The organism is Succinimonas amylolytica DSM 2873 (assembly GCF_000378405.1).
GTDB lineage: Bacteria > Pseudomonadota > Gammaproteobacteria > Enterobacterales > Succinivibrionaceae > Succinimonas > Succinimonas amylolytica.
This window is the reverse complement of the sequence record NZ_KB899636.1, coordinates 111,835-135,077: the sequence shown is the minus strand read 5'-3', so window position 1 is coordinate 135,077 and position 23,243 is coordinate 111,835. Positions and strand designations below refer to the sequence as shown.

Genomic DNA, 23,243 nt, shown 5'->3' with positions numbered 1-23,243 from the left:
TTTCTTTGCTCTTTCCGTACTTTTCTACTAATTCAGCATACTTTTCAGGGTTCTTTTCGATAAACTCCTCGGATTTGCCAAAGTTTTGAATAATTTTCTTTTTTACCTTCTTTGTCTTTGGATCATAAACAGATTCTATAAGATAAAGGTATCTACCTCCACCTGCTTTTTTGATGGTCAGAAACATAAGAACCTCGGCAAGAAACATTTAACATCCTATGAGGTATTATACCATAAATGCACCATATAGCACCATATAAATACGGCAATTTTAAAAAATCAAAAAAAGTGCAGACCCTTGATATTAAAGGCCTGCACTAGAGGAAGATTATGAAAATTTAGTAATTAGACTGCGGAACACAGGGGGGCGAAGGCTCCCTTTTTTTATAGGCGAAAGAATTTTTGGAGAGTAATCAGGAAAAGACTTTCCGGAGAGAAAACTGTCAGCAGTGGGCCAGAATATCGGTGATATCCTTTTCGATTTCTGATTTTTGCTGTTCTGATAGCATGCTGCCGTCAGTATTGGTCAGAGAAAAGAAATCGTCAGCTCTTTCTCCCGTAGTGGTGATTTTGGCGGCATGGAGTGACAGCCGGTGTTTCTGGAATACGCTACTTATCCGGGCCAGAATTCCCGGGACATCCAGAGTGGAGATTTCCAGCTCCGAAGTCCGGTGCTCCCGATTCTTCAGAAAGGACACCAGTGTGGGGATCCGGAACAGATCGAGACGTTCGGAGCGCATGGCAATAGCCGGAGCCCGGTAATTGTCTGACATCAGAGCTCCAGTAAGGGACTTCCGGAGGGAGCTCATCCGGTCTGCCGGCAGCGGAGTGCCGTCATTCTGGGTAAACGAAAAAGTATCCAGAGCGTAGTTTTCATTGGTATTGGAGATGGTAGCGGCCATGATATTCAGTTTTTTGCTGCCAAGTACGGCGCAGACCTTTGCAAAAATACCGTCCGTGTCCCTGGTATATATGAAAAGCTCGGTACATCTGGTATTGTGATTCTGGGCGAAGAGGATAAGTGGCAGATCCGCTTCATTTCTGTGGGCGATAATGTTGCTGGTATGCCAGGAAATCTGTTCCGGCTGGTATTTTATGAAATACTCAGGACGAAAGTTGTTCCAGATTTTGAAAACCGATGCCGGAGATAGTCCGATCTTGACAAGAGGTCCCAGGGCACGCTTCTGATTTTCCCGGATATGGAGATTAAGATCTGGAGGGTTTTCCAGTCCTTTTCTCATAGCGTCCCGGGCTGAAAAGTACAGGGTTCTGAACAGCGAGTCCTTATAGCTGTTCCATTCGTTGTCATTGGTGGCGTTAATATCGGCCACGGTCATGCAGTACAGGTAGTTCAGGAAGGTCTCGTCTCCGACTTCTCTGGCGAAATCGGCTACCACCTCGGGATCGGAGATATCCCTTCTCTGGGCTACAATGGACATGTAGAGGTGCATCCTGACAATCCAGGATACCAGCTTGCTTTCAAAACGGTTATATCCTAGCAACTTGGCGAAGTACAGGGCGTCTGGGGCGCCCATGGCGGCATGATGACCGCCGCGGCCCTTGCCAATGTCATGAAAAAGGGCGGCCAGGAATAGGAGTTCGGGCTTGTCTATTTCGTTGTATATCTGCCGGAACAGAGTAAACCGGGGATCATTGCCGAAGGCGAACCAGTAAATATTTTCCAGAACTCTGATGGTATGTCCGTCCACGGTGTACTGATGGAACATATCAAACTGCATGAGTCCCCGGATTGCGTTCCAGCGGGGGATGAACATGCCCAGAATATGATGCTCGTGCATCAGAGGAAAGGCAACCTTCAGGGAACGGGGGTTTGCAATCAGTTTTTTGAAAAGCTCCCGGCATTCCTTTTTTTCCGAGAGCCGGGATCCCAGGTGCCTTCTGGCTTCTCTCAGACTTCTGATGCATTCCACGTAAATACCGGTAAGCTCCTTGCGTTCTGTCAGTGTAATGAAAAGCTCCAGAATGATTTCCGGTTTCTTTATGAAGATATTGTGATCCAGGACGTCTATGAGGCTGCCCCGGAAAATAAAGGGCTGGCAGTGCACGGTTTTTTTAGGAAGTTCCTCGCTGAACAGCTTCATTCTGATAAGCTGGGTCACGATTTTATTGAGCTCATGCACGGTATGGGTGGTCTGATAAAAGCGTTTCATCAGCCGTTCCACCGGAGCATTTCCTTCTCCGGTATAGCCGAGATTTTCCGCAATGGCCCGCTGTCTGTCGAAGGTCAGTCTGTTGTCAGGTTTTGAAATTGTCAGATGAAGTGCAAAGCGGATTCGCCAGAGAAAATCCTGACAGTCTGTAAGTTCGTAGCATTCGATTCTGCTGAGGAGCTTTCTGCTCTGCAGCTCTCTTATGCTTTTGATGCCGAGAGCTTTTTCTGATATCCAGAGCATGGTCTGAATGTCTCTGAGGCAGCCGGGATTGTTTTTCAGATCCGGCTCCAGCATGTAAACGGTATCCTTGTAATAGTGATACCGGTTGTTCTGTTCTTCAATCTTTGCCAGAAAAAAATCCTGCGGAGTCCAGAAATCAGGTTCTCTGGTAGCTCCGATTAGTTTGTCGTAGGTATCCCGGTTTCCTGTTATCAGCCTGGTTTCCATAAGATTGGTGGCGATGGTGACGTCCTTTCGGCCTTCACTTATGCATTCTGCAATGGTTCGTACCGACAGTCCCAGATCCAGCTTTAGATCCCACAGGAGACCGGTCATGGAGGAGATGCAGGAATTTACCTCTTCCGGAATGCTGTCTGGAGACACGATAAGGATGTCAATATCTGAATGAGGCTGAAGGTCCCCGCGGCCGTAGCCTCCCACCGCCACCAGTGCCAGTTCCGGAAAATCGACAAGCTGGAACTGGGACCAGATCTTTTTAAGAAGCAGATCCGTAAAGGCAGTGCGGAACTGCACCAGCTCGTTTACAGGAGAACCGCCGGAAAAAAGCTCCGCCATGCATCGGATCTGCTGTTTTATGGCAGCGCGGCCGTTTTCCATGGTTATGGCATCAGAAGGAAGAAAGGCGGCGGCGTTCTGCATGGGGAGGACTCCTGTCAGGAATTATGGATGATGCGATCGAGCTTTCCGGCTTCCTCTTCGCGCCAGGTAAGCACCTCCACGCCGTCATCGGTGATCAGAAGGGTGTGTTCAAACTGGGCGGATGGCTGTTTGTCCTGGGTGGTGGCGGTCCAGCCGTTTTTGGTGCTGACGCGGCATTTCCAGGTGCCGGCATTGATCATGGGTTCGATGGTGAATGTCATGCCCGGAGAAAGCAGAACATGAAAATCGTTTTCGTAGTGCAGCACCTGCGGATCCTCGTGAAATCCTTCGCCGATGCCATGACCGCAGAAATCCCGCACGATGGAGAAGGGGGTTTTGTTGATGATTCCCTGAATGGTTTTGCCGACAATGGCCAGATCCTTTCCGGGGCCGACAGCTCTTATGGCAGCGTAAAGAGCTTCCTGGGTTACTTTTACCAGATCCAGATTTCGAGGAGTGGTATGGCCTCCGACAATAAACATCTTGCTGGTGTCGCCGTGAGCTTTGTCCTTGATAACCGTAACATCGATATTCACGATATCGCCGTTACGGAGTTTTCTGGCACCGGGAATGCCGTGGCAGATTTCCTCGTTGACAGAAATGCAGGTACACTTGGGATAGCCTTCGTATCCGAGACAGGCCGAAATGGCGTGCTGGGTGTTTTCGATATAATCCAGCATGATATTGTCCAGTTCCAGAGTTGTTACGCCTGGTTTTACATAGGGTTCGATCATTGTAAGAACGTCGCCAGCCAGTTTTCCGGCGATACGCATTCTTTCTATGAGATCCGGAGTTTTGATGGAGATGTCAGGTGATTTTTTCATGATTTCCTCGAAATTGCCTTGATGCCCTCAATTATAGCATTTTAGTCATCGCGGATCGCGACGGAGAGGCCGGTATGTTAAAGCTATGAAGGATATTAGATGGTCGAATGTGCTGAGCCGTGATCTGACAGGAGGTCGTTAGCGCAATAAGATTTTATATTTGCGGGCTCTCGGGAGCTATTAGCATGACAAATACGGCTGTAATCTGCCGACTCTGGAAATTTACTGCTGGTCAAATACTGTTCAAAAAACGAAATCCCTTAGGTTGTTTTTATCTTTTTCATTCGCTATAATGCACGGGCTTCGCAGTGGTTGCGGAGTCTTTGTTTTTTTGTCTAAAACACACGCCCGATGTCAATGTGAATGCGGGGTGCCCCAGTGGTTGCATTTCACAGTCTGGCGGAGGCTTAACCCCTTTACAAGGAATTAAAATGTCTAACGTTACCATGAGCGAAATGCTCGATGCCGGTGTTCATTTCGGTCACCAGACCCGTTATTGGAATCCTAAGATGAAGCAGTATATTTACGGCTCCAGAAACGGTGTTCATATCATCAATCTCGACAAGACTGTTGCCTGCCTTGATGATGCTCTTAACTTCATTGGTTCTGTTGTGTCCCGGAAGGGCAAGGTTCTTTTTGTAGGAACCAAGCGTGCCGCTTCCGAGCAGGTTAAGGAAGCAGCTCTGTCCTGCGGTCAGTACTATGTTAACCATCGCTGGCTGGGTGGTCTTCTTACCAACTGGAAGACTGTACGTCAGTCTATCAGAAAGTACAAGGATCTTGAGACTCAGGCTACCGATGGCACTTTTGACAAGCTCACCAAGAAGGAAGTCCTGATGCGTACCCGTGAAATTGCCAAGCTTGAAAAGAGCTTCGGCGGTATCAAGGATCTGGGCACTATTCCTGATGCGCTTTTTGTAATCGATGCTGAAGTTGAGCATATCGCCATTGACGAAGCCAACAAGCTCGGTATTCCCGTTGTTGCAGTTGTTGATACCAATTCAAATCCTGACGGTGTTAACTATGTTATTCCGGGTAATGACGATGCAATCCGTGCGATCGCTCTTTACCTCAAGGCTGTTTCCGGTGCGGTTAATGATGCCCGCGAGGCTCTGACCAATGCCCGTCCTGACGAACAGGCTCAGGAACCGGCTGAACAGGCTGAGTAATATCTGACGGAGCCGGGGTCTGTATTCCGGTTCCTTGTTTCTATTTTTCCATTTAAAGGATAATCAAATGGCTAACATTACCGCTGCTCTTGTTAAAGAGCTCCGTGAACGCACCGGCGCCGGCATGATGGACTGCAAGAAGGCTCTTGTTGCTGCCGACGGTGATATCGAAGTAGCTATTGATAACATGCGCAAGAACGGTCAGGCCAAGGCTGCCAAGAAGGCAGGCCGTGTTACTGCCGAGGGTGTTATCGCTTACGCTTCCAACGAAAACAAGGCTTACATTGTTGAAATCAACTGCGAAACCGACTTTGTTGCCAAGGATGCCGGCTTTAATGAATTCTGCAACAATGTTGCCCGTGTTGCTCTCGACAAGAATGTTGCCGATGTTGAGGCTCTTAAGAACGAAACCTACCCTGGTACTTCTGACTCCGTTCAGACTGTTCTTACTAACCTCATTGCCAAGATTGGCGAAAATATGTCAATTCGCCGTGTAGCTTCTCTCGAGGGTTCCAACCTTGGTATTTATATCCACAGCAACAAGCTTATCGGTGTAATTGCCTCTCTTGAAGGCGGTGATGCCCAGCTGTCTCATGATATCGCCATGCATATCTGTGCCAGTGCTCCGCAGTACATTACCAAGGAGGAAGCTCCGCAGGATCAGATCGAGCATGAACGTCAGATTCAGACTGAGATCACCGAGAAGGAAGAAGCTGAAAATGTTGCTGCCGGAAAGAAGGCCAAGCCTGCCAATGTTCTTGCCAACATTATTGAAGGCCGTATCAACAAGCGTTTCGAAGAGCTTTCTCTGGTTACCCAGTATTTTGTTAAGGATGGCAGCAAGAGAGTTAGCGAAGTTCTCAAGGAAGGAAAGGCTTCAGTTAAGACCTTTGTTCGTTTAAAGGTTGGTGAAGGCATCGAGAAGAACGTTGTTGATTTTGCCGCTGAAGTAGCTGCTCAGGTTGCTGCTGCTCAGGCGAAGTAATTACCGGTAAGATCGTCAGGTTTAGCGAAAAAGGCGGTGATTCCGCCTTTTTTTGTATCTGCCGGAAACCGGAGTACTGACTCCTTTCTGATTTTTGCGGAACTCCTCCATATATATTATAATTTCACGATCAGACAGTGTTTGTGGATAATGTACGGTACATCTGAAATGAGTCACAAAAGTTTTAAGCGCGTTCTATTAAAGTTGAGCGGTGAAGCTCTCGAGGGAAAGGAAAGCTTTGGCATCGATCCCGATGTTCTTGATCGCATGGCCGGAGAAATCGGCGCAGTGGTCAGTTCCGGCGTTGAGGTCGGTCTGGTTCTGGGAGGCGGTAATATTTTCAGAGGCGCCAAACTGGCTCAGGCCGGAATGAACCGGGTGGTAGGTGATCATATGGGGATGCTGGCAACCGTTATGAACGGGCTGGCTATGAGAGATGCTCTTTACAGAGCCGGTGTTCCGGCTACGCTCATGTCTGCGATAGCAATGCCGGGTGTGTGTGCGTCCTACTCCTGGACTGAAGCGATTCATGCTCTGTCAGCCGGCAGGGTGGTAATAATGGCTGCCGGTACCGGAAATCCTTTTTTTACCACTGACAGTGCTGCCTGTCTCCGGGCAATTGAGATTCAGGCCGATGTTGTAATCAAAGGCACCAAGGTGGACGGTATTTACAGTGCGGATCCGGTAACTCACCCGGATGCCGAGCTTTATCGTGAGCTTACCTATCAGGAAGTTATGGATAAGGAGCTCAAGGTAATGGATCTTGCGGCCTTTGTGCTGGCCCGGGATCATAAAATGCCGATTATGGTGTTTAACATGAATCGTCCGGATGCTCTTATGAGGGTTATTTCCGGAGAGGAAGAGGGCACCATTGTCAGATAAGCAAGGCCAGGGCCTGAAGCCGATAATTGTAATATCAGGCCATATAACTACAAGGTAAAGATTATGTCAGTTAACGATATCAAAGCGACTGCAAAGGAAAAGATGGCCAAGGCTGTTAAATCTCTGGAGAATCGTATTTCCAAGGTGAGAACAGGCAGAGCCCAGCCGTCCCTGCTCGACGGGATTATGGTTGAATATTACGGTTCCAAGACCCCGTTAAATCAGGTGGCATCTGTCAATGTTGCCGATGCCCGTACTCTGTCCGTAACCGTTTTTGATCGCAGTGCGGCCAAAGAGGTCGAGAAGGCCATTCGTGACAGTGATTTGGGACTCAATCCGGTATCTGCCGGCACTTCCCTGCGTATTCCGCTGCCTCCTCTGACAGAGGACCGCCGCAAGGATCTTATTAAGATTGTCCGTGGCGACATTGAGCAGGGAAAGGTTGAAATCCGCAATATCCGCCGCGATGCCAACAATGACATTAAGGCTCTGACCAAGGATAAGGAGATCTCCGAGGACGAGGAGAAGAGAGCTCAGGATGAAATTCAGAAGCTTACCGATGCCAGCATCAAGGATATTGAAAAGATTCTGGCAGATAAAGAAAAAGAGCTGATGGAGATCTGATCTGTAGTGTCAAACGATCTTAACACCCCGATCTGTCCCGAAGACGGAGATCGGGTTCCGGCGCATGTGGCTATTATCATGGACGGTAATGGCCGGTGGGCTCAGAAGCGCGGTCAGATTCGTCTGGCCGGGCATCGTGCCGGAGTCAGGTCTGTAAGACGTGCCATTGAGTTTGCCGGACGGCATGGCATAAGGCAGCTCACCCTCTTTGCATTCTCATCTGAAAACTGGAAACGTCCGGAGACCGAGGTGTCAGGGCTGATGGAACTTTTTTCCTGGGCCTTGTCTAACGAGACAAAGCATCTGGCTGATAATAACATCAGGTTTCGGGTTGTGGGAGACACCTCCCGCTTTCCGGAAAATGTTCAGACTGCCATTTCTGAAGCCGAGAGGGTGACCTCCGGCAATACCGGTCTCAGGCTGGTGATTGCCGCCAATTACGGAGGCCGGTGGGATATTGCCAGGGCAGTGCAGCTTCTGCTGCGGAGGGTACAGGCCGGCGAGATTTCTGTAGCCGATGTTGACGAGGATCTCGTGACGGCATCTCTTGCTGTTGCCGAAGATGTGGATCTTCTGATTCGCACCGGGGGAGAGCGGCGCATTTCAAATTTCCTTCTCTGGCAGCTGGCATACAGTGAGATCTACATATCGGATGTTCTCTGGCCTGATTTTGACAGCAGCGTGTTTCAGGCCGCGCTTGATTATTATCGGGGCAGGGAGAGACGCTTCGGCCGCACCAGCGAACAGGTGCAGGAACGGATGCTCTAAGTTTTGTTAACCATTGCGGTTTTGCAGGTGAAACCGCAATTTGATACGGCGGTGGCTTTCAACTATATGCTAACCAGAATAATTACCGGTTTTTTCCTGTTTGTCTTTGCCGGACTGTGGCTGTTTTTCCCGGTGGCAGAGACAGCATCCGCCCGTTTTCTCGGTCTTGATATCTTTAATCTTGTCGCTGTCCTGATAGTCGTTATCGGTGGCTGGGAGTTTTCAAAGCTGGTTTTTCCGGATAATAGCGTGAGTACTGCTCCTGTATCTGCCTCCTCCGGTGTGCGTGAGTCCCGGAATCTTTTTCTGAAAAGATGTCTGTATGCGCTGTTTGTTTTTCTTTCGGCTCTGCTGTCTTTCAAATACGTAGTCAGAGAGGTCAGTCTCGGGGACTGGGCAAGGCCGGCGGAGATTTTGTCAAATTTAAGTAACGGTTTTGTTTTCTGGATACTGCTTGCCGGCTTTGCCTGGTGGGTCTTGGCCACGGTCATGGTATTTTGCTATCCCCGTTCCGGTGTCATGATGCGCTCCTGGTGGCAGAGGGCGATATACGGCCTTCTTACCCTGATTCCCTTTGGCGTTTCTCTGATGCTGCTCCGGGATACCGGGATTACCCATTACGGAGATGATCCCTATATCGGAAGCCGTATTCTTCTTTCAGTGATGATGCTGGTATGGAGTGCTGATTCGGGGGCTTACTTTGCGGGACGTCTTCTGGGAAAGCATCATATGAGCGCCCATGTCAGTCCTAAAAAAACCTGGGAGGGGCTGGCGGGAGGAGTGCTGCTGGCACTGGCGGTGTATGGCATTCTCTACGGCACCGGGATGTATACCGTGTATTATTCAAATTTTGCCGCCCTTACTGTTTCGGCTGTGCTGGCGGTGATTTTTTCGGTTTTCGGTGATTTGTCTGAAAGCATGTTCAAGCGCTATGCCGGAATCAAGGATTCCGGAGTTCTCTTTCCGGGACATGGCGGAATGCTGGATCGCATAGATTCGCTTTGTGCCGCAGTTCCGGTATTTCTGGTGTCCTATTCAATATTAAGTGTGCTTCTAAGCTAGTTTTTCGCCACAGGTTTTTTGTTTTATGAATAATGTTACAGTTTTAGGCGCAACCGGTTCCATTGGTACAAGTACCCTGGACGTTATCAGACGAAATCCGGACAGATACCGTCTTTTTGCGGCTACAGCCCGCAGCAATGTTTCCCGCATGCTTGATATTGTTGCGGAATTTCATCCGGAAGCAGCGGTTATGCTGGAGGAAAAGGCAGCAGCCGAGCTGAGAGAGCTTCTGGCGGGCAGGGGGCTTAAAACGGAGGTTCTTTCCGGATCTGAAGCTCTAAGTGCGGTAGCTTCCGGGGACGAGACAGACAGTGTGATGTCCGCTATTGTGGGAGCTGCCGGTCTGAAACCGACACTGGCTGCAATCACCACCGGGAAAACTGTCTATCTGGCGAACAAGGAATCTTTGATTATGAGCGGGCACATTTTTGTTGATGCCGCCAGAAGATACAAGTCCCGCATTGTTCCTGTGGACAGTGAGCATAATGCCATTTTTCAGTGTCTTCCGGAAAAGGAACAGAACCGCATCGGACACTGTGATCTCCGGGAGGCCGGTATTACCAAACTGGTACTTACTGGTTCCGGAGGGCCTTTCCGGGACAGAGATATCGCTACGCTTGCCGAGGTAACTCCTGAGGAGGCAGTTAGCCATCCTAACTGGAGCATGGGACGGAAGATCAGTGTTGACAGTGCCACCATGATGAATAAAGGCTTTGAGTTTATTGAAGCGAAGTGGCTTTTTAACGCCGATCCTGGTGACATTGAGGTTATTGTGCATCCGGAATCTGTGATACATTCCATGGTACGTTACCGTGACGGATCGGTGCTGGCGGAGATCGGTGTTCCTGATATGAGAACCCCCATTGCCCGGGCTATGGCATGGCCGGATCGCATCGATTCCGGTGCGGAAGCGCTTGATTTTACCAAGCTTGGCGGTCTTACCTTCAGAGCTCCGGATTTTAATCGCTACCCTTGTCTTAAACTGGCTATTGATGCTTGCAACACCTCTCAGGCTCTTACCACCGCTGTAAACGCCGCCAACGAAGTTGCGGTACAGGCGTTTCTGGACGGCAGACTGCGATTTACCGATATTTACACTGTTGCCGCTAAAACTGCGGATTTCTTCACTCTGGCTCCGGCGGATTCTCTTGAAGATGTTCTGAATATTGATCTTGCGGCTCGCAGCAGAGCCTTCAGCCTCCTCGGTAATCTGGGCAGGTAACGCATCTGATGGATATTCTCAGCAATATATTTTATTTTTGCCTGGCCCTGGGAATTCTTATTGCCATTCATGAGGCCGGCCATTTTTTTATGGCCAGGTTCATGGGTGTGTATGTGGAGCGTTTTTCCCTGGGCTTTGGTCCTGTTCTGCTGTCACACAAGGGTAAAAACGGCACGGAATATTCACTGTCCCTGCTGCCATTTGGCGGCTATGTGAAGATGTACGGCGAAGACAGGAAAAGTATTGATCCCGAACGGGAGAAGGAAGCTTTCTGCTGCAAGAAGGTATGGCAGCGATTTCTTATAGTGCTGGCCGGTCCCTTTAACAATATTGCTCTGGCATGGGTTATCTATCTGGCGATCTTTCTTTTGGGAATTCCTGATGTTAAGCCGGTATTTGATGTTATTCCCGGAGGTTTGGCTGCCGAGCATGGTTTTAGATCCGGAGATCTTATCGTCAAGGTGGGCGATGACGAAATTGTTGATATCGAAGAGAGTCTGTACAGTCTGATAAGCCGTATCGGCGATGATGCGGTTACGGTGACGGTTAGGGGAAGTTATGGCAGCGAACCGGAAAGAGTTCTTGAGCTGCCGCTGTCATCCTGGTCGCTGGAGCCCGGCAATACCAAAATTCTGGAGGAAATCGGACTGGAGCCGCTTTCGTATAAAATCTCGGGACGGGTTGAAATGGTTGAATCCGGTTCCCGGGCCGAGGCTGCCGGACTTGAGAAGGATGATGAATTTATCAGCTATGACGGGATTACATACCAGGACTGGAAGACCTTTAGTGCCTATATCAGGGCTCATCCCGAAAAAACCATAGCCATCAGCCTGAAACGGGGGGACGCTACACTGTCTGCCGATCTGGTTCCGGAAGGCCGTGATAAGAACGGGGAGCTTCAGGGATATGCCGGAATCATGCCGGCTATTGATGAGATTCCCGGGGTTTCCTTTGTCAGAAAGTATGATTTCTGGCCGGCAGTAACAGGAAGCTGGTACAAAACCTGGGATATGAGTATCATTACTCTCAGATTTATTAAAAAGTTTGTCACCGGTGAAATTTCTCCGAAAAATATTTCCGGTCCGGTGGGAATCGCGAAAGGGGCCGGACTTACCGGCCGTATGGGTTATATATTCTTTTTGAGCTTCATGGCGCTTATAAGCGTGAATCTGGGAGTGCTAAATCTTCTTCCGATACCGGTTCTGGACGGAGGACATCTGTTTTTCTATATTCTTGAGGGTGTTTTCCGGAAACCTGTTTCCGCAAAGGTTCTGGATATCCTGATGAAAACAGGTTTTGTGCTGCTCTGTCTCTTGATGATAGTCGCCGTGTTCAATGATCTTTATTTTTCATGGTAGATAAAATGCTGTATTCAAAGCTCTTCTGCTGCATGACGCTGGCCCTGGCCGCAACGGGGGCGTTAAGCAATTCTGCTTCTGCATCTCAGGGGGAGGATTCTGATCGTAAGCTTCAGGGAAGTCTCCCGAAGGTTATGCACATTAATGATATTGAGGTTCGCGGTCTTTATCGTGTTACCAAGGGCGCGGTACTGCTTTCCCTGCCGATTCAGGCCGGGGATGATGTTACCAGGGAGGATGTGGCACAGGCTCTCAGAAAGGTGTTCAGAACCAGTAATTTTGATATGGTCAATGCCTATTATACGAGCCAGGGTGTGCTGATAATCGATGTCAAGGAACGTCCCACCATTGTAAATGTCTCCTATGCCGGGAACAATGCCATCAAGGCTGAGCAGCTGGATGACATTATCAAGGCTCATAATGTTAAGACCGGAGAAATCCTTGATGTGGAAAAGCTGCGGGAACTGGAAGCTTCGCTGGAGGATTACTATAACAGTACCGGCCGGTATCAGGCCAAAGTCTCCACCATTCTGGTATATCTGCCGCGTAACAGAGTTGATGTTAAGTTTAATTTCACAGAAGGTGTCAGTGCCAAAATAGAGCAGATTAACATAGTGGGCAACAAGAGCTTTCCTGAAGAAAAGCTTCTGGCACAGCTGGAGCTCCGGGATTATGTGCCCTGGTGGAATTTTCTGGCAGACCGCACCTTTCAGGCTCAGAAGTTCAGCGGCGATCTGGAAACCATCCGTTCTTTTTACATGAATCGCGGCTATGTCCGTTTCAGAATTGATTCCACCCGGGTAGAAATGACACCGGATCGCAAGGGAATCTACCTCAGCATTTCCATAAACGAAGGGGATCAGTACAGCTTTGACAAATTCAATGTCATTGGAGAAACCTACGGTCATGGCGAGGAAATGCTGAAGCTGATTCCTTTGATTCCGGGGGAAGTATACGATGCCAATCAGGTTTCCCACACGGAGGAACTTCTGGCCAACTACATGGGCAAGTTCGGTTATGCCTACACTAAGGTCAAGGCCATTCCCGTAATTGATGATGAGAAAAAGCTTGTTTCTCTGAACTTCTCTGTTGATCCGGGACATCGTATATATGTTACCGATGTGCGGATTACCGGCAACACCATTACCACTGATGAAGTGGTGCGCCGGGAGCTCAGGCAGATGGACGGCACCTGGCTTTCAAATGAAGCTATCAGTACCTCAAAAAGACGTCTGGATCAGCTGGGATTCTTTGAAACTGTGGATATAACGCCCCGTAAGACCGGAACTGACGGTGATACCGTGGAGGTGGTGACCACTGTTAAGGAAAGGCCTACAGGATCAATCAAGGCCGGTATCGGCTTTGGCACTGAAACCGGAATTAATCTTAACGCCGAAATTTCCCAGGACAATTTTCTGGGCTATGGCGGAAATGCCAGTCTTGGCGTCAATACCAATAAATATGACCAGAAGATAGAGCTGCGCTATGACGAGCCTTACTTTACGGTTGACGGTGTGAGTCTCGGCGGCAGCATTTACTATGAGAAATTTGAAGCCGGGGATGCCAACATCGTTGACTATACCAACGAAAAGTTTGGTGCCAGCCTGGGGCTTGGCTATCCGATAGACGAACATAATTTTATCCGCTACAACATCGGATATGAGCATAACCGGCTATCACAGACTTCTTCTTTCATTCAGATTCAGCGTTTCTGGGATACCTATGTGGACAAGAACATCAGAAACGGCAAGGTGGTCTTTCAGAACTATACCGCGGGACTTTATTTCTCCCGAAATTATCTGGATCGGGGGGCTCTGCCGACAGATGGCAGCAAACAGACCCTGTATGGCACTGTGGCCATTCCGGGATCCGATACCAGATACTACAAGCTGGGAGCGGACACTACACATTTCTTCCCGCTGGACAAGGACAGAAAGTTTATCGTTAATTTCAGAGCCAAGGCCGGTTACGGAAACGGCTATGGTTCCAGAAACGGTATTGAGGAAACGCTGCCATTTTTCCAGAATTACTATCTGGGAGGTGATGAATGGCTGAGAGGCTTTAAGTACAATGCCGTGGGACCGAAGGCTCTTTACAATTCGTTTACCATGGGAAATGTGGGAGTAATGGGCAGTCGTGAATCGGTGGGCGGCAACGCGATTGTGGCTGGAAGTCTTTCCCTGATAATCCCTACGCCGTTTGCTTCCGAGGGGTATGACAGATCTCTCAGAACCTCGATCTTCCTGGATGCCGGTTCCCTGTGGGATACCAATTATGATCCGGGTGCCATCGGACAGTGTTTCGGAAAATGCGATTATATTTATGATTATTCCGATCCCAAGGAATACCGTATGTCCGCAGGTGTCACTCTGGTGTGGGTATCCCCCATGGGGCCTATCGGATTTTCCCTGGCTGAACCTATCCGGAAAAGGGACGGAGATCGCACGGAGTTCTTCTCCTTCAGTCTGGGACGAACCTTTTAATCCTGTATAATGGAGTATAATTTCCGTCAGAAACGGAAATGGCGGAAAATGACGTGCCGGGAAGAGTCGCCGGGAGGCGGAGAAGCTTATCAGCTTCATGACCGCTATCAGGTTGACACTCATTATTTTTGTCAGTAAATTATTGTTAATTTCATAATAGAAGGAACAGATAAAATGAAGAAACTGTTAACAGTTGCAGCATTATCGGCAGTACTGGCTTTCGGCTCGGTGGCAGCCCAGGCCCAGGAGCTTAAAATTGGTCTCTTCAATTACGCTTATGTTCTTTCCAAGATCCCTCAGACCAAGGCAGCTCAGGCCAAGGTGCAGAAGGCTCTGGATTCCAAGAAGCGCGCTCTTGACAAGATGGAGGCTGACTACAACAGCATTCAGAAGGCTCTCCAGAATCCCAGTCTTTCCCAGTCGGATGCTCTCAAGAAGCAGAGAGATCTGCAGATGCTGGAGGCTGAGCTTAAGGTGAAGATTTCCGAATTCCGCGAGGAGGAGCAGAAAATCGCCGGCAAGGAGCAGATGGACATTAACCAGAAGGTGCAGGCTGCTATTGATCAGGTAGCAAAGAAGAAGAATCTGTCTGTGGTTTTCCGCAGCGAAGGTGCTGTTTATCTTGGTGATGACACTCTTGATATTTCTGAAGAAGTTATCAGTGTTGTAAGCAAGTCCAAGTAATTTAAAAGTTTTGAGGCCCGTTTTGGAATACAAACGGGTTTTTTGTTTAAAATGAACAGAATGTTCCCGGTTTTGCTTTTAAGACGGCTCAAAGGATATATTTATGAGTATGCTGCTTAAGGATATTGCAGAGAAAATTGGCGGGAAAATCATTGGTGATTCCGGGGTACAGATTTCCAGAATTGCCAATTTGCAGACTGCCAAAAAGGATGAAATTAGTTTTCTGTCGGATAAGAAGCTGCACAAGTATCTGGCGGAGTCCCAGGCTGGTGCCGTGCTGGTGAAGGAAGATGACGTGCTTCCGGATTCCGGCATTACCTTTGTGGTGGTTCCTAATCCTTACGTGGCCTTTGCCCGGGTTGCTCAGCTGTTTGATACCACTCCTCCGAGCTGTGCTCCCGGCATACATCCTACTGCCGTTATCGATCCCTCTGCGAAAATTGCCCCCACAGCATCCGTAGGTGCCCACGCGGTTATTGAATCTGGAGTCATCATCGGAGAAGGAACGCAGATTGGTCCGAACTGTTTTATCGGCAAGGATACGGTTATTGGCAAAAACACCAAACTCTGGGCTAATGTGTCGGTATATCATAACTGTGTTATTGGTGATTCCTGTCTTTTTCAGTCCGGATGTGTGATTGGTTCCGACGGTTTTGGCTATGCTAATGAGAGGGGGGAGTGGATCAAAATCCCCCAGCTGGGAAGAGTTGTTATCGGAAACCGGGTTGAAATCGGAGCTTCTACTGCGGTGGATCGCGGAGCAGTGGACGATACGGTTATCGAGGATAATGTTATAATAGACAATCAGGTTCAGATTGCCCACAATGACCGGATTGGCTATGGCACGGCCATTGCTGGCGCTGCCGTTCTGGCGGGAAGCGTGGAACTGGGCAAATACTGCATTGTCGGTGGCACTTCGGTATTCGACGGTCATATCAAGATTTGCGACGGTGTCGAAATACTGGGCCAGGTGGGCAAGAATATCAACAAGCCGGGGAAATATCATTCATTCCTGCCGGTGCTGGAAGCAGAAAAGTGGTGGAAGCTTTTTCCGAAGCTTTACAGTGTGGATAAGATCGCCGCAAGACTTCAGGCTCTTGAAAAAAATGTACGGGAGCATTTGCCCGCAGATGATGCCGGGAACAGTGCAGATTCCAAAGATAGCAGCAAGTAAGGAAATAGTTAAGTGACTGAGATAAATACCCCTGCTAAGGATTTAGATATTCAGCAGATTTTGAATTTATTACCCCATCGTTATCCGTTTCTTTTGGTGGATCGGGTTTTAAGCTACAACACCGAAGGCGAACATAAGACTCTTAGGGGGCTTAAGAATGTTTCCTTCAATGAACCGTTTTTTCAGGGACATTTTCCAGGAAAGCCCGTTCTGCCTGGAGTGCTGATTCTTGAGGCTATGGCTCAGGCCACCGGTATACTGGCATTTACCATGGTGGGTAAGCCGGAGCAGGATGAGCTCTATTACTTTGCTTCCATTGATAATGCCCGCTTCAAGCGTCCGGTGCTTCCGGGGGATCAGCTCATTCTTGATGTGGAATATCTGAAAGAGCGGCGGGGCATTGCCAAGTTTACCGGTGTAGCTTCCGTTGACGGACATGAGGTATGTTCTGCCGAGCTTATGTGTGCTAAGCGCCGCGGCTGATTTTAATTAAGGAGATTTCCATGATTGATGAGAGTGCCGTTATTCATCCAACTGCCATTGTCAGTCAGGATGCGGTGATTGGTCCGCGGGTTCAGATCGGTCCCTGGACCTGGGTTGGTCCTGAAGTTGAGATCGGTGCTGATACCTGGATTTCTTCCCACTGTGTTCTCAGGGGGCCGGCCAAAATCGGAGAGCGGAACCGGATTTTTCAGTTTGCTACTCTCGGCGAGGACTGTCAGGATAAGAAGTACGGCGGAGAACGAACCTTTCTGGAAGTAGGTGATGACAATGTGATTCGCGAGCATTGCACCCTGCACCGGGGAACTAAGGAAGGCGGTTCGGTAACCCGGGTCGGCAGCCGTAATCTCCTGATGGTCAATGTTCATGTGGCTCATGACTGCCAGGTGGGCGATGACTGTATTTTTGCCAACAATGCCACTCTTGCCGGTCATGTTCATATCGGAAACTGGGTGATCTTCGGGGGACTGGCGGCAATTCATCAGTTCGGCCGGGTCGGGGATCATGCGTTCATTGCCGGGATGGCAGCTCTTAATCAGGATGTCCCTCCTTTCGTAATGGCCGCCGGTCATTATGCCAAGCCCTTTGGAATTAATAGAGAGGGGCTCAGGAGAAGAGGTTTTTCTCCTGAGGGCATTGCTGCCATCAGACGTGCCTATATGATTGTATACAAGGAAGGTAATACTATTCCGGAAGCCATTGAAAAGCTTCAGGAACTGATAGCCGAGGAACCTTCTATCAGTCTTCTGTCGGACTTCCTCAAAGACAGCACCCGCGGTATCTGTCGTTAAGGAAATCCCTGATGCCCCTTGCTTCGCGTAATCATCTTTATGCGCTTTCGGCCTGTGAAGCCTCAGGAGATGCTCTTGGGGCCGGGCTTGTCTGCGAGCTTATGAAAAGAGATTCCCGGGCCCGGTTTACCGGGATTTTCGGGCCTAGAATGCGTGCTGCTGCAGGCTCCCGTTACGAACAGCTCTACGATATGGAGGAGCTTTCGGTTATGGGGATCGGGGAGGTTATTAAATCTTTGCCCCGGCTCCTTAAAATCCGCAAGAATTTCAAAACTGCCGTGCTGGAAAGACATCCCGATGTTTTTGTGGGAATTGACGGTCCGGACTTCAATCTTTCGGTGGAACTGTTTCTTAAAAAATCCGGTATCCGCACGGTACACTATGTCAGCCCTTCAGTATGGGCCTGGCGTTCCGGAAGAATTCACAAGATAAAGGCTGCCACTGACATGGTGCTGTCGATTCTTCCTTTCGAGAAGGATTTCTATGCCAGATATGACGCTCCTTGTACCTATGTGGGGCACCGGCTGGCTGAAGAGATTCCCATGGAGTATCCGATTACCGCCGCCAGACTGGAGCTGAATTTTTCGGAAAGCGTCTTTAAGAGCAATATGGTTACTGCGGTTCTTCCGGGAAGCCGTATTGCGGAAATTACCTTTCTTACTCCGGAGTTTGCCGAGGCTGCCTATCTTCTCCAGAAAAGCTATCCCGGAATGCGTTTTATCTGTGCCGCCACCTCCGCAGCCAAAGCCCGGCTTATCAGCAGGCTATGGCGGGAGCATGCCCCTTCAATTCCTCTTACCATCTGGGTTGGGAAATCCCATGCAGTAATGGCGGCTGCCAACGCCGTAATTCTGTCTTCCGGTACTGCCACGCTGGAGGCCATGCTTCTTAAAAAGCGGATGGTGGTCTGCTACATTATCAGCAGAATTACTGCCATGATTGGAAAGCGGGTGGTAAAGGTGGATATGTACTCCCTGCCAAATCTTCTTTCCGGAAAGCGCATTGTCCCGGAGCTTATTCAGGATGACTGCAACCCGGTACGGATCTGTGAAGAGGTGAAGAAGATCTATACCCAGGAAAACCGGGATCAGATGCTGGAGTTTGCCAGAATTCACAAGGAACTCAGGATGGACTCTGATGCCAGAGCGGCCGAGGCAGTGCTGAAGGTTGCTGAAAGCTAAAAGGTGCTTTTCGGCTCCTGGACAGGTGTTTTGTCTTGTATGTCATATTTTTCCCAATGCAGTACTGAGATTTTCGGTCGGATCTTAGCAGATTACCGGTTTTGAAGATTTCTGTCAGTATTTACAGGTTCCCAGTTTATGTCTCAGAATAACTCCGCGAACTCTTTATTTCGTTATCCCGACATTCCGGGAGTAACTATTTTTGCCGGAACTGATGAGGCCGGCCGGGGACCTCTGGTCGGTAATGTGGTGGCTGGAGCAGTGATTCTGGATCCGGCACGGCCGATACCGGGACTTCGGGATTCCAAAAAGCTGTCCGAGAAAAAACGCGAGGAGCTGTTTTTGGAGATCACTGAAAAGGCACTGGCCTTCGGTATTGGGGAGTGCACTCCTGGGGAGATCGATTCTCTCAATATTCTTTGGGCCTCCATGCTGGCCATGGAACGGGCGATCCGGGCTCTTAAGGTTGAGCCTCACTATGTACTGGTAGACGGAAACCGTATTCCCAGGAATCTTGGAATTCCCGCCGGGGCAGTGGTCAAGGGGGATGCTCTGGTGCCGGAAATCAGTGCAGCGTCGATTCTGGCCAAGGTTACCAGGGACCGGGAGCTGCGGGAACTGGATGCCCGGTATCCTCAGTACGGCTTTGCAAGACATAAAGGATATCCTACTGCGGAACATCTTGCCAGAATCCGGGAGCTGGGGGTGCTTTCCTGTTACCGGAAGAGTTACCGTCCGGTTCGGGAGATTCTTCTGGAAACTGACGGAAGATTTGCGGATGATGTTCTTCTCTGCGGTAAAAACACGGAATTATTTTAGGACCGGGGAAGTGAGATCCGTAGTTTCGGAGGCCGGTTTGATATTTGATCAGGATTTCAGGATATGAACGAAAGCGGCAGATTTGTCCATCTTCATGTGCACACCGACTATTCCATTCATGACGGACTAATGGATGTAAAGTCAGTGGTCAAGAAGGCCCAGGAGCTCGGGATGCCGGCTCTGGCCATTACTGACCACATGAATCAGTGCAATTCCGTAAAGCTTTATGAAGAGTGCCTGCCTCGCGGCCTGAAGCCGATATTCGGTATGGAGCTCTGTGTTTACGATGACACCGTAGTCAGGGGAAAGAAAGAGTTTTTTACTCTGGAGATGCTGGCTCTTAACGAAACCGGATATCGCAATATTGTGGAGCTTCAGGCGGACGGTTACCGTCAGGGGGTTATAGATTACCGGTTCTGTGTTCCCCTCACTAATATCAGGAAATATTCCGAGGGAGTGGCCGTGCTTTCCGGTGGTATTGACGGTGATGTCGGAAAATTCATTCTCGAGGGGCGTCAGGATCTGGCTGAAAAGAGGGCAGAACTTTACCGGCAGCTTTTTCCGGATTCTTATTACCTTGAACTGACCCGCATGGATCGTCCCGGAGAGGAACGGTACATCGCGGAGGCCCTTTTACTGGCGCAAAAGCTTGATCTTCCGGTGATTGCCACTAACTACGTGCAGTTTGCCAAAGAGGAGGATTATGAGATTCATAACATCCGGGTGGCCATTCAGGACAAGGTGACTCTGGCCGATAAAAACTGGCATCCTCCGTACACTCCGAAGATGTACATGCGTTCCCAGGAGGAGATGATTGAACTCTTCAGAGATATTCCCGAGGCTGTGGAAAATACTGTTTGTCTTGCGGAACGCTGTAACGTCTATATGCATCTCGGCAAGAACTACCTTCCGAAATTTCCTACCGGCGGTTTGTCTGATGCTGAGTTTTTAAAGAAGGAATCCTATCAGGGACTGGAAAAGCGGCTGGAGTTTATGTACCCGGATCCCGCGGTTCGGAACGAAAAGCGTCTGCCTTATCTCATCCGCCTTGAAAAGGAACTTAAGGTTATTATTCAGATGGACTTTCCCGGGTACTTCCTCATTGTGATGGAATTTATCCAGTGGTCCAAGAATCATGATATTCCGGTAGGTCCGGGACGCGGATCCGGCGGCGGTTCTCTGGTGGCGTTCTGCATTGGCATTACCGATTTTGATCCGCTGCCATTTGATCTCCTGTTTGAAAGATTCCTGAATCCGGAACGTGTCTCCATGCCGGACTTTGACGTGGATTTCTGCATGGATAACCGCGGCAAGGTTATTCAGCATGTAGCGGCACTGTACGGCAGACAGTCAGTTTCCCAGATCATCACCTTCGGCACTCTGGCGGCCAAGGCCTCTGTAAAGGCAGTGGCCCGGGTTATGGGAAAGAGCTATTCTTTTGGAGACCGGCTGGCAAAACTGCTGCCAAAAAAGGTCAATGACAAGCTGGACTATACCCTGACAGAAGCTCTGGCGCCTCCCCGGGATCCTGCTGATGATGCGGCAAAAGCCTTCCGGGAAAAATATGCCGAGGATGAGGAAATCCGTGAGGTGGTGGACAAGGCTATCCGGGTGGAGGGACTTACCACCTCCCATGGCAAGCATGCCGGCGGTGTGGTAATTTCTCCCTCGGTAATTACAGACTTTGCTCCCCTGATGTGTGACGAAGCCGGCGGCGATTTCAAGACCCAGTTTGACAAGCATGATGTGGAAGAGGCCGGTCTGGTAAAGTTTGACTTTCTGGGACTCCGGACTCTGACCATTATTCGCTGGGCTTTGGATATGATAAATGAGAGGATGAAACGGGAAGGGAAGCCTCTCGTGGATATCCGCAGGATAGACCTGGCGGATCCTCTTTCCTATGAGGTGCTGAAATCCACGGAAACTACGGCGGTGTTCCAGCTGGAATCCCGCGGCATGCGGGAGCTTATTGGGAAGCTGCAGCCGGACTGCTTTGAGGATATCATCGCTCTGGTGGCTCTTTACCGCCCGGGGCCTCTGGGGTGCGGACTTGTGGATAACTTTGTTAACCGCAAGCATGGCAAGGAAGAAATCGCCTATCCGGATCCGGAATTCCAGCACCCGTGCCTGGAGCCGATTCTCAAGCCCACCTACGGCGTTATTATTTACCAGGAACAGGTAATGCAGATTGCCCAGGCCATGGCAGGGTACAGTCTGGGCGGTGCTGATATTCTGCGCCGTGCCATGGGTAAAAAGCAGATGGATGTGATGCAGAAGCAGCGGGCCAAGTTCCGGGCCGGGGCTGTGGAAAAGGGGATTGACGGCGATCTGGCCATGAAAATCTTCGACATGGTGGAAAAATTTGCTAAATACGGTTTTAACAAATCGCATTCTGCAGCCTATGCTCTGGTGTGCTTTCAGACTCTGTGGCTCAAGGCTCACTATCCTGCTGAATTTCTGGCAGCCATGATGACGGCAGATAAGGAAAACGCCGACAAAATAGTTTCCTACATTAACGAATGCCGCAGACTGAATATTCCCGTTGATCCCCCGGACATCAACGAGGGAAATGTGCATTTTATTGTTAACGGCAAGGGGCACATCGTGTTCAGTCTGGCGGCTGTCAAGGGAGTCGGAGAGTGGCCGGTGAAGGCTATCATGGAGGAACGCAAAAAGAACCCCTTTACCAGCATTTTCGATTTGTGCCGCAGAATTGATCGGATGTCCATGAGTCGCAGAGTTCTGGAGGCTCTTATTAAGGCGGGAAGCCTGGATCGCATAGGACCGCACCGGGCCGCTCTCATGGCATCGGTGGATGCCGCCCTGAAACTGAATACCGAATCGTCCAAGGATCGGGCTTCGGGAGAAGTGGATCTGTTTGGGGGAATGATGTTTTCGGAGATCGCAGAGCCGCAGTATCCGGAGGTGAAGCCGTATCCCGACAAGGTTAATCTGGACGGCGAGGTGGAAACTCTGGGACTTTATCTTACCGGGCATCCCATGGATCGTTATCGTAACGAGGTGCTCCATTTCAGCGGAGCCAGACTGGGAGAACTGCGTCCGTCTTCTGGCGGTTTTGGTGAGGAACGAAAAAAGATTGTTGCTGCCGGAATAATCCAGCATCTGGAATTTCGTACTACCAAATCGGGTAATCAGTTTATTCAGGGACATCTTATCGATTATACCGGAGATGTGGTGTTCTCCTTATGGCGGGACAAGTTTGACAAGTACCGGAATCTGGTGCATGACGATATGCTGGCGGTTTTTTACGGCAGCGTGGGCTATGACAACTACAACAAAAGCGTGGAAATCCGGGTTGACGAGATTATCAGCATTTCTGAAGCCCGGCACCGTTACGGACGTGCAGTACGGATCTGTCTCAATGACCGGCTTATGAAAAAGGAAAACCAGCTCTCCCACATCAGAGATGCTTTGTTCCGCTATCCGGGGTCCATGCCCCTGGAAATTCTTTACGAAAAGGAAAAAGGCGCCATGCTGGTACAAAGCCATTATCAGGTTGATCCTTGCGACGAGCTTCTTGATGATCTCCGGTACTACTGCGACGGCAGGGCGGCTGTTTCTTATCTGCCACCCGACAGGCCGGTGTTTCAAGAGTGACGAGCTGGTGGGATTTCTGAATGGCTCCGGAGCAGGGAATCCGGA

The 23,243-nt window shown here is 49.6% G+C and carries 19 protein-coding genes; 16 read left to right on the top strand and 3 right to left on the bottom strand.

Going from position 1 to position 23,243, the window contains the following annotated elements:
• The 3 genes from F557_RS22530 to map all read right to left on the bottom strand — a co-directional run.
• A partial coding sequence (locus F557_RS22530; protein ID WP_044142561.1) for a hypothetical protein occupies positions 1–208 on the bottom strand: 208 nt, incomplete at its 3' end.
• 235 nt (positions 209–443) lie between these two features.
• The gene (gene glnD / locus F557_RS0100640) at positions 444–3,053 is read right to left on the bottom strand and encodes a [protein-PII] uridylyltransferase (protein WP_019000337.1); all 2,610 of its coding nucleotides are present in this window, start codon (positions 3,051–3,053) and stop codon (positions 444–446) included.
• Between the two features lie 14 nt (positions 3,054–3,067).
• The gene (map, locus tag F557_RS0100635; protein ID WP_019000336.1) at positions 3,068–3,877 is read right to left on the bottom strand and encodes a type I methionyl aminopeptidase; all 810 of its coding nucleotides are present in this window, start codon (positions 3,875–3,877) and stop codon (positions 3,068–3,070) included.
• A 431-nt stretch (positions 3,878–4,308) separates the two neighbouring features.
• Here map and rpsB point away from each other — a divergent pair, with 431 nt between their 5' ends.
• From rpsB to dnaE, 16 genes are all read left to right on the top strand, one after another.
• Positions 4,309–5,046, top strand: coding sequence for a 30S ribosomal protein S2 (gene rpsB / locus F557_RS0100630; protein ID WP_019000335.1), 738 nt, complete (start codon positions 4,309–4,311; stop codon positions 5,044–5,046).
• 67 nt (positions 5,047–5,113) lie between these two features.
• Positions 5,114–6,031, top strand: a complete 918-nt coding sequence (gene tsf / locus F557_RS0100625) for a translation elongation factor Ts (RefSeq protein ID WP_019000334.1) — start codon at positions 5,114–5,116, stop codon at positions 6,029–6,031.
• 168 nt (positions 6,032–6,199) lie between these two features.
• On the top strand, positions 6,200–6,913 hold the full coding sequence (gene pyrH / locus F557_RS0100620) for a UMP kinase (protein WP_044142746.1): 714 nt from the start codon (positions 6,200–6,202) through the stop codon (positions 6,911–6,913).
• Positions 6,914–6,976: 63 nt separating this feature from the next.
• Complete coding sequence (gene frr / locus F557_RS0100615; RefSeq protein WP_019000332.1) at positions 6,977–7,537, top strand: ribosome recycling factor; 561 nt, start codon at positions 6,977–6,979, stop codon at positions 7,535–7,537.
• Between the two features lie 6 nt (positions 7,538–7,543).
• Positions 7,544–8,305 carry a polyprenyl diphosphate synthase gene (gene uppS / locus F557_RS0100610; RefSeq protein WP_019000331.1) on the top strand — a complete coding sequence of 254 codons (762 nt, stop codon included), beginning with the start codon at positions 7,544–7,546 and terminating at the stop codon, positions 8,303–8,305.
• 66 nt (positions 8,306–8,371) lie between these two features.
• On the top strand, positions 8,372–9,367 hold the full coding sequence (locus F557_RS18255) for a phosphatidate cytidylyltransferase (RefSeq protein WP_169335141.1): 996 nt from the start codon (positions 8,372–8,374) through the stop codon (positions 9,365–9,367).
• A gap of 25 nt (positions 9,368–9,392) precedes the next feature.
• Entirely contained in the window at positions 9,393–10,589 is a 1,197-nt protein-coding gene (gene ispC / locus F557_RS0100600; protein ID WP_019000329.1) for a 1-deoxy-D-xylulose-5-phosphate reductoisomerase, read from the top strand.
• Between the two features lie 8 nt (positions 10,590–10,597).
• Positions 10,598–11,947 carry an RIP metalloprotease RseP gene (rseP, locus tag F557_RS0100595; RefSeq protein ID WP_019000328.1) on the top strand — a complete coding sequence of 450 codons (1,350 nt, stop codon included), beginning with the start codon at positions 10,598–10,600 and terminating at the stop codon, positions 11,945–11,947.
• Positions 11,948–11,952: 5 nt separating this feature from the next.
• Complete coding sequence (bamA, locus tag F557_RS0100590) at positions 11,953–14,430, top strand: outer membrane protein assembly factor BamA (RefSeq protein ID WP_019000327.1); 2,478 nt, start codon at positions 11,953–11,955, stop codon at positions 14,428–14,430.
• 174 nt (positions 14,431–14,604) lie between these two features.
• Entirely contained in the window at positions 14,605–15,114 is a 510-nt protein-coding gene (locus F557_RS0100580; RefSeq protein WP_019000325.1) for an OmpH/Skp family outer membrane protein, read from the top strand.
• Positions 15,115–15,217: 103 nt separating this feature from the next.
• The gene (gene lpxD / locus F557_RS0100575) at positions 15,218–16,288 is read left to right on the top strand and encodes a UDP-3-O-(3-hydroxymyristoyl)glucosamine N-acyltransferase (protein WP_019000324.1); all 1,071 of its coding nucleotides are present in this window, start codon (positions 15,218–15,220) and stop codon (positions 16,286–16,288) included.
• Between the two features lie 12 nt (positions 16,289–16,300).
• Positions 16,301–16,771, top strand: coding sequence for a 3-hydroxyacyl-ACP dehydratase FabZ (gene fabZ / locus F557_RS0100570; protein ID WP_019000323.1), 471 nt, complete (start codon positions 16,301–16,303; stop codon positions 16,769–16,771).
• Positions 16,772–16,791: 20 nt separating this feature from the next.
• A complete protein-coding gene (gene lpxA, locus F557_RS0100565) occupies positions 16,792–17,580 on the top strand; it encodes an acyl-ACP--UDP-N-acetylglucosamine O-acyltransferase (protein WP_019000322.1) in 789 nt (262 codons plus the stop codon).
• Between the two features lie 11 nt (positions 17,581–17,591).
• The gene (gene lpxB / locus F557_RS0100560) at positions 17,592–18,761 is read left to right on the top strand and encodes a lipid-A-disaccharide synthase (RefSeq protein ID WP_019000321.1); all 1,170 of its coding nucleotides are present in this window, start codon (positions 17,592–17,594) and stop codon (positions 18,759–18,761) included.
• Between the two features lie 138 nt (positions 18,762–18,899).
• Positions 18,900–19,580, top strand: a complete 681-nt coding sequence (rnhB, locus tag F557_RS0100555) for a ribonuclease HII (RefSeq protein ID WP_019000320.1) — start codon at positions 18,900–18,902, stop codon at positions 19,578–19,580.
• A gap of 63 nt (positions 19,581–19,643) precedes the next feature.
• Positions 19,644–23,198 carry a DNA polymerase III subunit alpha gene (gene dnaE, locus F557_RS0100550; protein ID WP_019000319.1) on the top strand — a complete coding sequence of 1,185 codons (3,555 nt, stop codon included), beginning with the start codon at positions 19,644–19,646 and terminating at the stop codon, positions 23,196–23,198.
• Positions 23,199–23,243 lie beyond the last annotated feature (45 nt).